The organism is Azotobacter chroococcum, assembly GCF_002220155.1.
GTDB classification, from domain to species: Bacteria; Pseudomonadota; Gammaproteobacteria; order Pseudomonadales; family Pseudomonadaceae; genus Azotobacter; species Azotobacter chroococcum.
In genome coordinates, this window is sequence record NZ_CP011835.1 from 1,389,443 (window position 1) to 1,403,913 (window position 14,471).

General features: G+C 68.2%; 11 protein-coding genes, 3 tRNA genes and 1 pseudogene. 9 read left to right on the forward strand and 6 right to left on the reverse strand.

All coding sequences use genetic code 11. The features are described from left to right. Window positions 1-51: 51 nt before the first annotated feature. Window positions 52-2,375, reverse strand: a pseudogene (locus tag ACG10_RS06490) (response regulator). A gap of 102 nt (window positions 2,376-2,477) precedes the next feature. On the opposite strand from ACG10_RS06490, the gene ACG10_RS06495 reads away from it, so the two are divergent. From ACG10_RS06495 to ACG10_RS06510, 4 genes are all read left to right on the forward strand, one after another. Next, the gene (locus tag ACG10_RS06495) at window positions 2,478-3,359 is read left to right on the forward strand and encodes an ATP-binding protein (protein ID WP_089167592.1); all 882 of its coding nucleotides are present in this window, start codon (window positions 2,478-2,480) and stop codon (window positions 3,357-3,359) included. A 153-nt stretch (window positions 3,360-3,512) separates the two neighbouring features. Then, window positions 3,513-3,588: transfer RNA gene (locus ACG10_RS06500), tRNA-Glu, on the forward strand. Window positions 3,589-3,590: 2 nt separating this feature from the next. Continuing rightward, a tRNA-Gly gene (locus tag ACG10_RS06505) sits at window positions 3,591-3,666 on the forward strand. 118 nt (window positions 3,667-3,784) lie between these two features. Then, window positions 3,785-3,860, forward strand: a tRNA-Gly gene (locus tag ACG10_RS06510). 91 nt (window positions 3,861-3,951) lie between these two features. Here ACG10_RS06510 and ACG10_RS06515 read toward each other — a convergent pair. Further along, on the reverse strand, window positions 3,952-4,359 hold the full coding sequence (locus ACG10_RS06515; RefSeq protein ID WP_089167593.1) for a PA2817 family protein: 408 nt from the start codon (window positions 4,357-4,359) through the stop codon (window positions 3,952-3,954). A 62-nt stretch (window positions 4,360-4,421) separates the two neighbouring features. Next, window positions 4,422-6,869 carry an acyl-CoA dehydrogenase gene (locus tag ACG10_RS06520; RefSeq protein ID WP_089167594.1) on the reverse strand — a complete coding sequence of 816 codons (2,448 nt, stop codon included), beginning with the start codon at window positions 6,867-6,869 and terminating at the stop codon, window positions 4,422-4,424. Window positions 6,870-7,058: 189 nt separating this feature from the next. On the opposite strand from ACG10_RS06520, the gene ACG10_RS06525 reads away from it, so the two are divergent. Together ACG10_RS06525 and ACG10_RS06530 are read left to right on the forward strand one after the other, a co-directional pair. Next, window positions 7,059-7,991 carry an ABC transporter ATP-binding protein gene (locus tag ACG10_RS06525; protein WP_089167595.1) on the forward strand — a complete coding sequence of 311 codons (933 nt, stop codon included), beginning with the start codon at window positions 7,059-7,061 and terminating at the stop codon, window positions 7,989-7,991. Then, window positions 7,988-8,767 (forward strand): ABC transporter permease, encoded by a 780-nt coding sequence (locus ACG10_RS06530; protein ID WP_039805250.1) that lies wholly within the window; start codon window positions 7,988-7,990, stop codon window positions 8,765-8,767. The genes ACG10_RS06525 and ACG10_RS06530 overlap by 4 nt, the downstream gene beginning before the upstream one ends. Before the next feature lie 49 nt (window positions 8,768-8,816). On the opposite strand, the gene ACG10_RS06535 is transcribed toward ACG10_RS06530, so the two are convergent. Then, window positions 8,817-10,130 (reverse strand): heavy metal sensor histidine kinase, encoded by a 1,314-nt coding sequence (locus ACG10_RS06535; RefSeq protein WP_089167596.1) that lies wholly within the window; start codon window positions 10,128-10,130, stop codon window positions 8,817-8,819. Beyond that, entirely contained in the window at window positions 10,127-10,810 is a 684-nt protein-coding gene (locus ACG10_RS06540) for a heavy metal response regulator transcription factor (protein WP_089167597.1), read from the reverse strand. The genes ACG10_RS06535 and ACG10_RS06540 overlap by 4 nt, the downstream gene beginning before the upstream one ends. A gap of 123 nt (window positions 10,811-10,933) precedes the next feature. Between ACG10_RS06540 and queF the strand changes: the two genes are divergently transcribed. Beyond that, window positions 10,934-11,764, forward strand: a complete 831-nt coding sequence (gene queF / locus ACG10_RS06545) for an NADPH-dependent 7-cyano-7-deazaguanine reductase QueF (protein WP_089167598.1) — start codon at window positions 10,934-10,936, stop codon at window positions 11,762-11,764. A gap of 27 nt (window positions 11,765-11,791) precedes the next feature. Here queF and ACG10_RS06550 read toward each other — a convergent pair whose 3' ends face one another. After that, the gene (locus ACG10_RS06550; protein ID WP_089167599.1) at window positions 11,792-13,243 is read right to left on the reverse strand and encodes a TrkH family potassium uptake protein; all 1,452 of its coding nucleotides are present in this window, start codon (window positions 13,241-13,243) and stop codon (window positions 11,792-11,794) included. A gap of 220 nt (window positions 13,244-13,463) precedes the next feature. Here ACG10_RS06550 and ACG10_RS06555 point away from each other — a divergent pair, with 220 nt between their 5' ends. After that, window positions 13,464-13,835, forward strand: a complete 372-nt coding sequence (locus ACG10_RS06555) for a YkgJ family cysteine cluster protein (protein WP_089167600.1) — start codon at window positions 13,464-13,466, stop codon at window positions 13,833-13,835. 72 nt (window positions 13,836-13,907) lie between these two features. Further along, window positions 13,908-14,468 carry an NAD(P)H nitroreductase gene (locus ACG10_RS06560; protein WP_089167601.1) on the forward strand — a complete coding sequence of 187 codons (561 nt, stop codon included), beginning with the start codon at window positions 13,908-13,910 and terminating at the stop codon, window positions 14,466-14,468. Window positions 14,469-14,471 lie beyond the last annotated feature (3 nt).

The window sequence follows — 14,471 nt, forward strand, 5'->3', positions numbered from 1 at the left end:
GTGCTGTTTCCTCGTTTGCCGCAGGGTCGTCGAGCCTGTCGTCGGCTCCGCTCATGTAGCGCTTGCCCCACCCGGCAGCCAGGTGTGCAGCATGTTGGCCAGGTCCTCGCGGCGCAGGGGCTTGGCCAGGTAGTCGTTCATGCCGGCGGTGCGGCAGCGTTCACGTTCCTCCGGCAGAACGTTGGCGGTCAGGGCGATGATCGGCAGCTCCGACCAGCGGCCGTCCTGGCGAATCCGCCGGCTGGTCTCGTAGCCGTCCATCACCGGCATGTTGCAGTCCATCAGGATCAGATCGACCGGGCCCTGTTCCAGATAGGACAGCGCTTCGGCGCCATGCGGGGCGATGGCGACCTCGTAGCCGAGCTTGGCCAGCATGCCCTTGGCGACCATCTGGTTGACCGGGTTGTCCTCGACCAGCAGGACCTGGCGTTGCCGGGGCGCCGCCTGCACGGGCTCGACCTCCCCGGGCGGAGGCTCCTCGATGGCCTGCAGGGCGCGCGTCACCGCCAGGTACAGGGCAGCGCGGGAGAGTGGCCGGGCCAGTTGCTGGAGGGGCGCCAGGGCATGCGCCTCTTCCTTTGGCAGGAAGCTGCCGTAGGCGGCCACCACCAGGAACGGCGCAGTGACGGCCGGGCGCATGCCCAGCAGGCATTGCGGGCAGTCGGTGATCAGCAGGTCGGTCTCGATTCCAGCCAGGCCGCTGTCGACATCCAGCCGCCGATACTCCAGCCCCCAGCCCGGCAGGTGCATTTCCAGCAGTTCCGCCAGTCCGCTGCTGCCGGGCGTCATGCCGATGACGCAGCCGTGCAGGGCGCCGCGGGGCATGGCCGGGGTGTGGCAGGGCAGCGGCAGCTCGACGCTGAAGGTGCTGCCCAGGCCTTCCTTGGAGGTGAAGGCGAGACGGCCCTGCATGGCCTCGCAGAGCTTGCGGGTCAGGGCCAGGCCGAGGCCGGTTCCGCCGTACTGGCGGGTAATGGTGGCGGTGGCCTGGGCGAAGGGCTGGAAGATGCGCGCCTGGGCTTCGCGGGAGATGCCGATGCCGGTGTCGCGGATGACCAGCCGTATGCCGTCGCCGCTGGTCTGCAGGCAGACGTCGACCCGCCCGAAGCGGGTGAACTTGAGCGCGTTGGAGATCAGGTTGCTGGCGATCTGCCTGACCCGCGTCGGGTCGCCGATCACCTGAGTGGGCAGCCCGGGGTCGATCAGGCAGGTCAGTTCGACGCCGGGCGCCGCGCTCTGCGAGAGCAGGGCGGTGGCGTCCTCGATCAGCGCGCCGATATCGAAGGGAATCCGTTCTAGCTCCATCTGGCCGGACTCGAACTTGGACAGGTCGAGCACGTCGTTGAGCAGGCGGACCAGCACCTTGCCCGAGGCATGGGCGACGGAAAGCTGCTGACGCTGTTCGCTGCTGAGCGGGCCGTCGAGGGATAGGGACAGCATGCCGAGCAGGCCGTTCAGCGGCGTGCGGATCTCATGGCTCATGTTGGCGAGAAAGGCCGAGCGTGCCTGGGCCATCTCCAGGGCGGTGCTCCGGGCGGTTTCCAGGTCGCGGTTGCTCTGCGTCAGGCGGGCGTTGGCCGCCTCCAGTTCGGCGGTACGCGCCGAAACCATGTTCTCCAGTTCGCCGAGGTATTCGGTCAGGCGGTTCTCGGCCTCGCGACGCTGCTCGATCTCCTGGCTGGTCTTGCGCAGCAGCTGGTTGATGGCCTGGACCAGGATGCCGATTTCATCGCTCTCGTGGCGTGGCGTGGCGGGCAGGGCAGCGGGCGGTTCTCGTTGGGGTTGTGTTCGCTCAGTTGCTGGATGATGCCGACCAGCGGCCGGGTCAGCATCCGGTTGAACACCACTAGCAGGAGCAGGGCGAGCAGCAGGCTGCTGGCGAAGCCGGTCAGCAGGGTGAGTCCGGAGCGTTCGAGAAAGGTGCTGCCGAAGGCGTAGGTGTCGATCTCCAGGCGCAGGAAGCCTAGGGCTTCGTCGGGTGCGTGGGCGATGCTCAGCGGCGCCTCGAAGTAGCGCCGGGGCTTGAACAGCATGTCGCTGAACACCCGGTATTCGCTGTTCATCGCCGGGCGGCTGACCGCGGCCAGGGGGCGATGGTCGCTGCCGACGATTTCCGCGCTGATCACCGCCGGCGAGCGCAACAGGCCGAGCAGCAGCTCCTGGGCCAGTTCGGCATCGATGTTGTAGGCGATGCGCGCCGCCGGGTTGAGACTGATTTGCTGCAGGCTGGTGATTTCACGTTCGATGGACGCGCTCTGGCTGGCATAATCCAGGCTGATCTTCGCCAGACTGAGCAGGGTACCGAGCACGAACGCCGCCAGTACCGCCAGGGAGGCCTGCTTGTAGGAGAGGCGGTTGGTTGGCGCTATGTTCATGCAGTGGCTGGAGTCCAAATGCTAGCCGCGTAGGATAACCCAAGCCTGCCTCGGGCTGGCAGAACCCTTCATGCATTCTGACCATCGTATTAAGGAAGGATTGTGAACGGCCGATTGAACGAGTTTCTTGACCAGGCGCAGGTTTTGCTGGAGCGTCTCGAACCCCTGCTGCCGGCGGCCCAGCCCCCGCTGGACTGGACCTGCAGCCTGGCGGCGCGCTGGCAGCGCGTGGGGCGCGACGGGGTGCTGCTGCCGCTGCAGGTGAGCCTGGACATGCAGCTGGCCGACCTGATCGGGGTGGACAGCCAGCGCGACCAGCTGTCGCGCAACACCCGCCAGTTCGTCGCCGGCCTGCCCGCCAACCATGCCCTGCTGTGGGGCGCCCGCGGCACCGGCAAGTCCTCCCTGGTCCGCGCGCTGCTGGCCGAGCATGCCGCGGCCGGCCTGCGCCTGATCGAGATCGAGCGCAACCACCTGGCCGACCTGCCGCGGGTGGTCGAGCGGCTGGCCGGTCTGCCGCAGCGCTTCGTGCTGTTCTGCGACGACCTGTCCTTCGAGGCCGGCGACGACGGCTACCGGGTGCTGAAAAGCGTGCTGGACGGCTCCCTGGAGCGCGCCCCGGACAACGTGCTGCTCTACGCCACCTCCAATCGTCGCCATCTGGTGCCGGAGCGGCAGAGCGACAACGACAACTGGCAGCTGGTCGACGGCGAGGTGCATCCGAACGAGGCCGTGGAGGACAAGATCGCCCTGTCCGACCGGTTCGGCCTGTGGCTATCCTTCTATCCCTTCACCCAGGATCACTATCTGTCCGTGGTGCGCCACTGGATCGCGGTGCTGGCGGGGCAGTGCGAACTGGCCTGGGACTGGGACGAGGCCCTGGAGAGGACGGCGATCCGCTGGGCCCAGGGGCGCGGCAACCGCAATGGCCGCTGCGCCTATCAGTTCGCCCGCCACTGGGTCGGCCTGCGGCTTCTCGGCTAGCCGTGCAGTGTCGGGAAGTCGTTGATTTGAAAAATCTTTATTCGGGTGTTGACGATTTTCGAAAGGCTCCCTAGAATGCGCCCCACTTCCAGCGCCGAAGCAAAAGTCAGGCGTTGGAGGCCGGAAGAAAAGCTGTTGTAAGTTCCGGGCCGCGTCCCCTTCGTCTAGTGGCCTAGGACACCGCCCTTTCACGGCGGTAACAGGGGTTCGAGTCCCCTAGGGGACGCCAATGCGGGAATAGCTCAGTTGGTAGAGCACGACCTTGCCAAGGTCGGGGTCGCGAGTTCGAGTCTCGTTTCCCGCTCCAGTTTCTCGAAGGCGTCGACATTGCTTGGTCGTCATCTTCGGCGCAAGACCTCGGATGAGGTCGGTGTGCCGGGCCCGCGAGGCGGGCCGTTGGAAAGGTCCCTCGGGACAAGCACAATGCGGGAATAGCTCAGTTGGTAGAGCACGACCTTGCCAAGGTCGGGGTCGCGAGTTCGAGTCTCGTTTCCCGCTCCAAACTCACGAAAACGCCACTCATCGAGTGGCGTTTTCGTTTTTCCGCTTTCGAAGGAATTTCCCGGCCCGCCGCTCGGCGGGCCTTTCGCATTCAGTGCCGGCTGCTGTCGTCCGGCAGGGCGAGCAACTGCTTCTCCCGGTTCCACTCGAAGGGCTCGCCGCGGGCTTCGGCTTCGAAGCGACGCTCGTCGAGCTCCTGGTACAGGGCGATTTCCTCGTCCGGCATGAAGTGCAGGCAGTCCCCGCCGAAGAACCAGAGCAGATCGCGTGGCACCAGGTGGGCAATCTGCGGATAGCGCTGGAACACCTGGCAGATCAGCTCCTGGCCCAGGTGGCGCTCCTCCGGACTGTCCCTCAGGGCAGCCAGCAGCTCGTCGAAGCGCTCCATGAACAGCGCATGGCTTTCGTCCGAGACTTGTTCGGTCTCGCCGAGGGCGACGAGGATGCCGCGCAGGTGGGCGAGCAGGGCGAGATGATGATCGAGATAGGAAATGGCCATGGAATACCTGTCATGAAAAGGGCGCGGAGTATAGCAGGCCGGCACAGGAGGCTCCCTGTCCCTCAGCGGACCTGGCCTTCGGACAGCTGCAGCGCTTCCGGGGCGAAGTCGTCGACGTCGATGACCCGGCGTCGCGCTTCTTCCGCGGCCTGCAGGGCGGTGGCCTCGCTGTCGTCCAGCACGCCGGCTGCCAGCGCCGCTTCGATCGGGTCGCTGCCGGGCGCCGGGTGCAACTGGCCGTCGCGGAGTGCCGCGCGCAGTTTCCTGGCGCTGGTCTGGCTGGCGGTGAGTCGCTGGAAGGCCTGGCGGAGGGCGCCGAGCGGCTGGTCGGGGGATTGCGGGCGGTAACAGCCGTCGAGCAGGGACGCCAGGGCCGGGTCGTCCTCGGGGCGGCCGAGGATGTCGGCGACATCCGCATCCAGCCGGTCGGAGGGGCCCCGGTGGCGGCGGCCGAGGGGGAACACCAGGACACGCAGCAGCACGCCGAGGGGGCGGCTGGGGAAGTTGGCGAGAATGCCGGCCAGGGCTTCCTCGGCCCGCGCCAGGGACTCCTCCAGGGCCCAGGCGAGCAGCGCCTGCTGTTCCCGGGGATGGCCGAGGTCGTGATAGCGCTTGAGCGCGGCCGAGCCGAGATAGAGGTGGCTCAGCACGTCGGCCAGGCGTGCCGAGAGCCGCTCGCGGCGCTTCAGGTCGCCACCGAGCCGCAGCAGGCTGAAGTCGGCGAGCAGGGCGAAGGCCGCCGCCAGGCGATTGAGGGCGCGGAAATGGCGGCGGCTCGCGGCATCGCCCGGAACCCGGTCGAGCCAGCCGCCGCCGAGGCCGAGCAGCAAGGTGCTGGCGGCATTGCCGATGACGTGGCCCAGGTGCCCGCACAGCACGGCATCGAATTCGTCCAGCGTCCCGGCCTGGCCCGCGCGACCGGCGAGGGTCATTTCCTGCAGCAGATAGGGATGGCCACGGACGGCGCCCTGGCCGAAGATCATCAGGTTGCGGGTGAGGATGTTGGCGCCTTCCACGGTGATGAAGATCGGCGTGATCTGCCAGAGGCGCGCCAGGTAGTTGCGCGGGCCGAGGATGATGCCCTTGCCGCCGTGGATGTCCATGGCGTGGCTGATGCATTCGCGGGCGCGCTCGGTCAGCTGGTACTTGAGGATGGCCGAGAGCACCGCGGGCTTCTCGCCGAGATCCACCGCCTGGGCGGTGAGCAGGCGCGCGCTGTCCATCAGCCAGGCATTGCCGCCGATGCGCGCCAAGACCTCCTGGATGCCCTCGAAGCTGGCCAGCGGCACGCCGAACTGTTCACGGACGCGTGCATAGCGCCCGCTGACGTAGCTGCAGCTTTTGGCCACGCTGGCGCCGACCGCCGGCAGGGAGATCGAGCGGCCCACCGACAGGCACTCCATGAGCATCGACCAGCCCTTGCCGATCATCGCCTGGCCGCCGATGAGAAAGTCCAGCGGCACGAACACGTCCTTGCCGGCGTTCGGCCCGTTCATGAAGGCGGCGCCGAGCGGCAGGTGGCGACGGCCGATCTCGACGCCCGGCGTATCGGTGGGGATCAGTGCCAGGCTGATGCCCAGCTCTTTCCGGTCGCCGAGCAGGTGCTCGGGGTCGTAGGTCTTGAAGGCCAGGCCGAGCAGGGTCGCCACCGGGCCGAGGGTGATGTAGCGCTTCTCCCAGTTCAGGCGCAGGCCGAGCACCTCCTCGCCCTGCCACAGGCCGCGGCAGACCACGCCGCTGTCGGGCATGGCGCCGGCATCGGAGCCGGCGTATGGGCCGGTCAGGGCGAAGCAGGGAATCTCGCTGCCGTCGGCCAGGCGCGGCAGATAGTGGCGGCGTTGCGCCTCGCTGCCATAGCGCAGCAGCAGTTCCGCCGGGCCGAGGGAGTTGGGCACCATCACCGTCGAGGCCAGATCGCCGCTGCGGGTGGCCAGCTTCATCACGATCTGCGAATGGGCATGGGCGGAGAAACCCTTGCCGCCGTACTCCCTGGGGATGATCAGGGCGAAGAAGCCCTGCGCCTTGATGAACGCCCAGGCCTCGGGGGGCAGGTCGAGACGCTGGCCGATCTCCCAGTCGCTGACCATGGCGCACAGTTCCTCGACGGGGCCTTCGAGAAAGGCCTGCTCTTCCGCCGTGAGGCTGGGTTTCGGGTAACTCAGCAGTTTGTTCCAGTCCGGCCGGCCGCCGAACAGCTCGCCATCCCACCACACGCTGCCGGCCTCGATGGCTTCGCGCTCGGTGTCGGAGAGCGGCGGCAGGGCCTTGCCCAGCCAGGCGAGCGCTGGGGCGCTGAAGTAGCGCCGGCGCAGGCCTGGCAGGAGCGTCGGCACGGCGAGCGCCAGCCAGGGCAGCCAGAGCAGGATCAGCAGCCAGCCGGGCGCGTCGCCGGACAGGCCCATGGCGATCAGGTACAGGGCGAGCAGGGCCAGGACGGGCAGCGCCGGCGTGCGCAGGTGGGCCAGCACGACCAGGCCGACGGCTAGAAGCAGAAGCCAGGCGAGCAGCATGGGCATCCTTCCTGAGTGGGCGCAGGCCGGCGCCAGGGCCTGCCGGAAAGCGCGACTCCATGAGGATAGCCGAGTGCGGACGGGCGACATTGCAGCGGACCGGCGCGGGCCTTGCCGGGACGGCGGTTGCAATCGGGGCGCCATGCCCCAATATGCCGCTTTCCCGATCAGATCCGTGCGCCTATTCCCATGAGTTCCGCTCTGTCCATCCGGCAGCTGACCAAGACCTACGCCAACGGCTTCCAGGCCCTGAAGGGCATCGACCTGGAGGTGGCCGAGGGCGACTTCTTCGCCCTGCTCGGCCCCAGCGGGGCCGGCAAGTCCACCACCATCGGCATTCTCTCGACCCTGGTGAACAAGACCGGCGGCAGCGTGCAGGTGTTCGGCCACGACCTCGACCGCGACCCGGCCGGCCTCAAGCGCTGCCTCGGCGTGGTGCCCCAGGAGTTCAACTTCAACCAGTTCGAGAAGACCCTCGACATCGTCGTCACCCAGGCCGGCTACTACGGCATCCCGGCGCGCATCGCCAAAGCCCGCGCCGAGCAGTACCTGACCCAGCTGGGGCTGTGGGAGAAGCGCGACGTGCCGTCGCGGATGCTCTCCGGCGGCATGAAGCGGCGCCTGATGATCGCCCGGGCGCTGGTCCACCAGCCGCGCCTGCTGATCCTCGACGAGCCTACCGCCGGGGTGGACATCGAGCTGCGCCGCTCGATGTGGAGCTTTCTCACCGAGCTCAACCGCCAGGGCATCACCATCATCCTCACCACCCACTACCTGGAAGAGGCCGAGCAGCTCTGCCGCCACATCGGCATCATCGATCACGGACGGATCGTCGAGCACACCAGCATGCGCGAGCTGCTGAAGAAGCTGCACGTGGAGACCTTCCTGATCGACCTCAAGGAGCCGCAGCTGGTCGAGCCCCAGCTGTCGGGCTATCCGGCGCGGCTGGTGGACGACCATACCCTGGAGGTGCAGGTGGAGAAGAGCCGCGGCATGAACACGCTGTTCTCCCAACTGGAGCAGCAGGGCATCGAGGTGCTCAGCCTGCGCAACAAGACCAATCGCCTGGAGGAGCTGTTCGTGTCCCTGGTGGAAAGGAATCTCGACGGAGTGGCACCATGAGCCTGGATCTGCGTGCCAATCTGGTCGCCCTGCAGACCATCGTCGCCCGCGAGGTGAACCGCTTCCTGCGCATCTGGCCGCAGACCCTGCTGCCGCCGGCGATCACCATGGTGCTCTACTTCGTGATCTTCGGGAACCTGATCGGCGGGCGCATCGGCGAGATGGGCGGCTTTCCCTACATGGACTACATCGTCCCCGGGCTGATCATGATGGCGGTGATCACCAACTCCTATGGCAACGTGGTGTCGAGCTTCTTCGGCAGCAAGTTCCACCGCTCGGTGGAGGAGCTGATGGTGGCGCCGGTCTCGCCGCACATCATTCTCCTCGGCTACACCATGGGCGGCGTGCTGCGCGGCCTGGCGGTGGGGACGATCGTCACCCTGCTGTCGCTGTTCTTCGCCGACCTGCAGGTGCATCATCTGGGACTGATCGTGCTGGTGGTGCTGCTGACCTCCACCATCTTCTCCCTCGGCGGCTTCATCAATGCGGTGTTCGCGCGCAACTTCGACGACATCTCGATCATCCCGACCTTCGTCCTGACGCCTTTGACCTACCTCGGCGGGGTGTTCTACTCGATCGACCTGCTGCCGCCGTTCTGGCAGGCCGTATCGCTGGGCAATCCGATCCTGCATATGGTCAACGCCTTCCGCTACGGCATTCTCGGCGTCTCCGACATCCATATCGGCATCGCCATCGGCTTCATGCTGCTGGCCACCGCACTGCTGTACGCCTACTGCCTGCGTCTGCTGGTGAGCGGGCGCGGCATGCGCCAGTAGGGTCGGTTGGAGCGCAGCTGGTAACCCACCGCACGGCCTGCTTCAGGCATTACGCGGGAAACTCGAGGATGAAGCGCGTCCAGCCCGCGCTGGACTCGCAGTGGATCTCCCCGCCGTGGGCGCGGACGATCGAGCGGGTCAGCGCCAGGCCCAGGCCGGCATGTTCGCCGCTGCCCTCGCGGCGCGCCGGATCGGCCCGGTAGAAGCGGTCGAACAGCCGCGGCAGCTGTTCGGCGGGAATCGCCGGACCGCTGTTGCCGACCTCGAGGCGCAGGCGGCCTGCGGCGCTCGTCAGCTCCAGGCGGATCTCGCCACCGGCCGGGGTGAAGCGCAGGGCGTTGTCCAGCAGGTTGGACAGCGCCCGCCGCAGCATGCCGCGATCGGCCACCAGCCGGGCTTCGCCACGACGCTCCAGGCGCACTCCGGCGTCCTCGGCGAGCGCTGCGAAGTAGTCGAGCAGGGCGTCGATCTCCGCCTCGAGCTGCAGCGGCTCACGGTTCGGCAGCAGCAGGCCGTGGTCCGCCTTGGCCAGCAGCAGCATGTCGGCGACCATCTGCGCCAGCCGCTGCAACTCCTCCAGATTGGAATGCAGGGCCTCGCGGTAGTCCTCCAGGGCGCGCGGGCGGGAGAGGATCACCTGGGTCTGGGTCAGCAGGTTGGACAGCGGCGTGCGCAGCTCGTGGGCGATGTCCCCGGAAAACGCCGAAAGCCTCGCGAAGGCATCCTCCAGGCGGGCCAGCATGGCGTTGAAGGCCTGCGCCAGCTCGGCCAGCTCGGCAGGCTGGCGAGTCTCCTCCAGGCGGGTGGTCAGCGAGCTGGCCGAGATGCCCGCCGCCACCTCGCCCATCCGCTGCAGCGGGCGCAGGCTGCGGCGCGCCACCCAGGCGCCGAGCAGGGCGGTGGCCAGGGCGGATAGCCCGACGCCGAGCCAGATCAGCCGCTGCATGTCCTGGAGAAAATGCCGGTGGTGGGCGATGTTGAGATGCAGGGTCAGTCGTGTGCCACCGGCGTCCCGCGGCTCCAGGGGCGCCTCCAGGCTGCGGTAGGCCGCCGGGTCGTGGCGCCCGGGGAGGCTGTCGAACCAGATGAGCCCGTCGCTGCCGACGATGCGCAGGGCCAGCTCCGGATGCAGGGCCAGTTCTTCCCGCACGGCGGGCAGGCGTTCCGGCAGGTCCGCCTCCGTTTCGACCCCGGCAAGCAGGCCGCGCAGCACCGCCAGCTCGCCCTCCAGCTGCTGGTGGTCGAGTTCGACGAAATGCCCCTCGCTGGCCTGGTTGAAGAGGATGCCGGCGAGCAGCGAGACGGCCGCGCTGCAGGCGGCGAACAGCAGGCTCAGGCGGGTGCCGAGGGACAGCGGCCTCATGGCGCGGCAGGCACTTCGAGGACATAGCCCAGGCCGCGCACCGTATGGATCAGCGGCGGGGCGAAGCCGTCGTCGATCTTCGCGCGCAGGCGGCGGATGGCCACCTCGACGATGTTGGTTCCGCTGTCGAAGTGCATGTCCCAGACCTCGGCGGCGATCAGCGACTTGGGCAGCACCTCGCCCTGGCGGCGCAGCAGCAGTTCGAGCAGGGCGAACTCCTGGGGCGTCAGCTCGATGCGCTGCCCGCTGCGGCGGACCTGCCGGCGCAGCAGGTCGAGTTCCAGGTCGGCGGCCTGCAGGCGGGTCTCCGGGATCGCGCCCTGGCCGCGGCGCAGCAGGGTGCGCACCCGTGCCAGCAGTTCGGCGAAGGCGAAGGGCTTGACCAGGTAGTCGTCGGCGCCCAGCTCCAGGCCGCGCACCCGGTCCGCCACCGCATCGCGGGCGGTGAGGAACAGCACCGGCGTCTCCCGGCCCGCCCGGCGCAGCGCCTGCAAAATCTGCCAGCCATCGCGGCCGGGCAGCATCACGTCGAGGATCACCAGGTCGTGGTCGCCCTCCAGCGCCAGGCGCTCGCCGGTCGCGCCGTCGACGGCCAGGTCGACGGCGAAGCCGGCCTCGCCGAGGCCCTGCTGCAGGGCGCGGCCGGTCTTGGGTTCGTCTTCGACGATCAGCAGTTTCATCGCAGTGTCCGCCAGGCAGGGAAGCCCTTTATACCGGCTGCGGCCCCGCCCGTCCTGCGGCATGAAAGCCCGCCGGGAAGCCGGTACACTGGTCGCGCTCGATCACTCTCAGGTTCTTGTGCCATGTATCCCGCCGCCGAACACTCCCCGCTGGGCAAGTCCAGCGAATACCTCGACACCTACACGCCGTCCCTGCTGTTCCCGATTCCGCGCGCGCCCAAGTGGGCCGAGCTGGGGCTGACGGCGGCGAGCCTGCCGTACCGCGGGGTGGACGTGTGGAACTGCTACGAGCTGTCCTGGCTGCTGCCTTCCGGCAAGCCGGTGGTGGCCATCGGCGAGTTCGTGATCCCCGCCGACTCGCCGAACATCGTCGAGTCGAAATCCTTCAAGCTCTATCTCAACTCGCTCAACCAGACCGTCTTCGCCGACCGCGAGACGCTGCGCCAGACCCTCGCCGCGGATCTTTCCGGCGTGGCCGGAGTGCCGGTGGCGGTGCGCCTGCGCAGCCTGGCCGAGGTGCAGGAGGAGGGCGTCGCGGCGCTGCCGGGGCAGTGCATCGACGAGCTGGACGTGGGCATTTCCCGCTATGGGCTGCCGTCGGGCGAACTGCTGCGCTGCGATCGGGGGCGCCGGGTGGAGGAGGTACTGCACAGCCACCTGCTCAAGTCCAACTGCCCGGTGACCGGCCAGCCGGACTGGGGCAGCGTGGTGGTGGACTATCGCGGCCCGGCGCTGGCCCCCGCCAGCCTGCTGGCCTATCTGGTGAGCTTCCGCCAGCATGCGGACTTCCACGAGCAGTGCGTCGAGCGCATCTTCCTCGACCTGCAGCGCCTGCTCGAGCCGGAGCGGCTGAGCGTCTACGCCCGCTACGTGCGCCGCGGCGGGCTGGACATCAACCCCTTCCGCAGCACCGAGGCGCTGGTCCCGGACAACCGGCGGCTGGTGCGGCAGTGACGGAAGGCGGGCGGGCGCAACGCCCGCTCAGTGCTTCCAGAAGCTCGGAGTCAGCAGCACCAGCACGGTGATGATCTCCAGGCGGCCGAGCAGCATGCCGATCGACAACAGCCACTTGGCGGCATCCGGCAGGCTGGAGAAGTTGCCGGCCGGGCCGATGATCGGGCCGAGCCCGACGCCGACGTTGCACACCGCGGTGGCGGCGCCGCTCAGCGCGGTGATCATGTCGAGGCCGAGCAGGCTCAGGCCGAGGGCGATCGCGCCAATGGTGACGGTGAAGAAGAACGAGAAGGTGAGGATCGAGCGGACGATCTCCTCGTCGAGGTTGTGGCCGTTGTACTGCTGCTTGAGCACCGCGCGGGGATGGATCAGCTGGCGCATGCTGGCCTTGAGCAGCACGTAGGCGACCTGGAAGCGGAAGATCTTCAGCCCGCCGCTGGTGGAGCCCGAGCAGCCGCCGACGAAGGTCAGGTAGAAGAACACCATCACCGCGAAACCGCCCCACTGGCTGTAGTCGCCCAGCACGAGGCCGGTGGTGGTGACCACCGATACCACGTTCAGCGTGACGATGCGCAGGGCGTCGAGGAGGGCGTGATCGGAGTGCTGCCAGTACCAGAGGCCGAACAGCAGGCAGGTGAGGGTCAGCATCCCCATGAAGCCGCGCACCTGGTGGTCGCGAAGCAGGGCCTGGTGGTTGCCGCGCAGGGTGGACACGTAGAGGGTGAACGGCAGGCCGCCGAGCAGCATGAGAACGATGGCGGTCCAGTGCGTGGCCGGACCGAACTTGGCCATCGAGGCATCCGAGGTGGAGAAGCCGCCGGTGGAAATCGCCGACATGGAATGGTTGATGGCGTCGAACCAGCCCATCCCGGCCAGATGGAAGGCCAGGATGCCGAGCAGGGTGAAGCCGACGTAGATGGCGACGATGTACTTGGCCACCATGTGCGAGCGCGGCATCACCTTTTCCGACCAGTCCGAGGATTCGGTCTGGAACAGCCGCATGCCGCCGACGCGCAGCAGCGGCAGGATCGCCACCGCCATGCCGATGAAGCCGATGCCGCCCAGCCAGTGCAGCATGGAGCGCCACATCAAGAGGCCCGGCGAGGCGCTGTCCAGGCCGGACAGCACGGTCGAGCCGGTGGTGGTGATGCCGGACATGGCCTCGAAGAAGGCGTCGGTGTAGCTGATGTTCTGCAGCAGGTTCAGCGGCAGGGCGGCGAACAGGCAGACTACCAGCCAGCTGGCGGTGGTCAGCAGGTACATGTCGCGCGGGCGCAGCTGCACCTGTTCCGGGCGGCCGGGGAGGATCAGGGCAACCCCGGCGCTGAGGGTGATCATGCTCGCCCAGACGAAGGGCTCGATCTCATGGCTGTGTTCGTAGATCACCAGGGTCAGTATCGGCAGAACCATGCCAGCGGCGAGGGTGATCAAAAAAAGGCCGAGAATGAAGCCGATGGTGCGCAGGGTCGGCAAAGCCATGGAAAGATGCCTGGGCTGAAAGTTCAAGGCGGGCCATTCTACCTGCGCCGGTTGCTCTGTAAACCGCCGGGCTGACTCGCCGGGTGCGCGGCCCTCTTCACAAGTGCAGGGCGGCGAATAGAATAGCGCCGCTTGTCAGGGGCAGGCTGGCGAGGGTGTCTGCCGAACCTTCGTGCAGCCTGGGTGCCGGCCCGTGCCGGTTTCTTGTCAGTTTCCCATCATGTCCGATCAGAATCCTTGTTTGACGTGCGGCGCCTGCTGCGCGCATTTTCGTGTGTCCTTCTATTGGGGCGAATGTCGCTCCGCCGGCGGGCTCGTGCCGGATGATCTGGTGCTGCCGGTCGGCCCGCACCGGGCGGCGATGTGTGGTACCGAAAGCAAGCCGGTGCGCTGCATCGGCCTGCTCGGCGAGGTCGGCGGCGCGGTGCGCTGCACCCTCTACGAGCAGCGCTCCAGCACCTGCCGGGAGTTCGAGGCGGCCTGGAGCAACGGCCTGGCCAATCCCCACTGCGACAAGGCGCGTGCCGCCTATGGCCTGCCGCCGCTGACGCCGCCTCTGCAGCCGGATCTGGCGCCGGAGCGGGTCGCTTGAAGGGGGCGCCTGAACGGGGCGAAGCCCGACGGCGCGGCGTAGACTCTTCCCACCACAACCAAGGAGGTGCCCATGGAGGCTCTCGATGCCCTGCTCAACCGCGTTTCCGTCGCTCGCCTGCATGATCCGGCACCGAGCGCCGAGCAGCGCGAGCGTCTGTTTGCCGCTGCCCTGCGTGCGCCGGATCACGCCCAGCTGCGTCCCTGGCGCTTTCTGACCGTGGAGGGCGAGGGCCGGGAGCGCCTCGGCGAGCTGTTCGCCAGCGCCATCGCCGCCAGCCAGCCGGAGGCCCGCGAGGAAGTCCTGCAGAAGGCCCGCAGCGCGCCCCTGCGCGCGCCCCTGCTGGTGGTGGTGATCGCCAGCCTGAAGGAGCACCCGCGGGTGCCGGACGTGGAGCAGCTGCTCAGCGCCGGCTGTGCCGCCCATGCCCTGTTGCTGGCCGCCCATGCCCAGGGGCTCGGGGCGATGTGGCGCACCGGCGATGCCGCCTACGACCCGCGGGTGGCGGCCGGCCTGGGGCTGGCCGGCAACGAGCGGATCGTCGGCTTTCTCTATCTGGGGACGCCGGAGGGCGGGTTGCGGGTGCCGCAGCGGCTGGCGCCGGCCGATTTCGTCAGCGCCTGGCCGGGCTGAGCC

Bases quoted from the DNA above. Each gene is read 5' to 3' on its own strand.
- ACG10_RS06535 (WP_089167596.1), bottom strand. From the start codon at position 10,130: ATGAGGCCGCTGTCCCTCGGCACCCGCCTGAGCCTGCTGTTCGCCGCC.
- ACG10_RS06525 (WP_089167595.1), top strand. From the start codon at position 7,059: ATGAGTTCCGCTCTGTCCATCCGGCAGCTGACCAAGACCTACGCCAAC.
- ACG10_RS06530 (WP_039805250.1), top strand. From the start codon at position 7,988: ATGAGCCTGGATCTGCGTGCCAATCTGGTCGCCCTGCAGACCATCGTC.
- ACG10_RS06520 (WP_089167594.1), bottom strand. From the start codon at position 6,869: ATGCTGCTCGCCTGGCTTCTGCTTCTAGCCGTCGGCCTGGTCGTGCTG.
- ACG10_RS06560 (WP_089167601.1), top strand. From the start codon at position 13,908: ATGGAGGCTCTCGATGCCCTGCTCAACCGCGTTTCCGTCGCTCGCCTG.
- queF (WP_089167598.1), top strand. From the start codon at position 10,934: ATGTATCCCGCCGCCGAACACTCCCCGCTGGGCAAGTCCAGCGAATAC.
- ACG10_RS06555 (WP_089167600.1), top strand. From the start codon at position 13,464: ATGTCCGATCAGAATCCTTGTTTGACGTGCGGCGCCTGCTGCGCGCAT.
- ACG10_RS06540 (WP_089167597.1), bottom strand. From the start codon at position 10,810: ATGAAACTGCTGATCGTCGAAGACGAACCCAAGACCGGCCGCGCCCTG.
- ACG10_RS06515 (WP_089167593.1), bottom strand. From the start codon at position 4,359: ATGGCCATTTCCTATCTCGATCATCATCTCGCCCTGCTCGCCCACCTG.
- ACG10_RS06550 (WP_089167599.1), bottom strand. From the start codon at position 13,243: ATGGCTTTGCCGACCCTGCGCACCATCGGCTTCATTCTCGGCCTTTTT.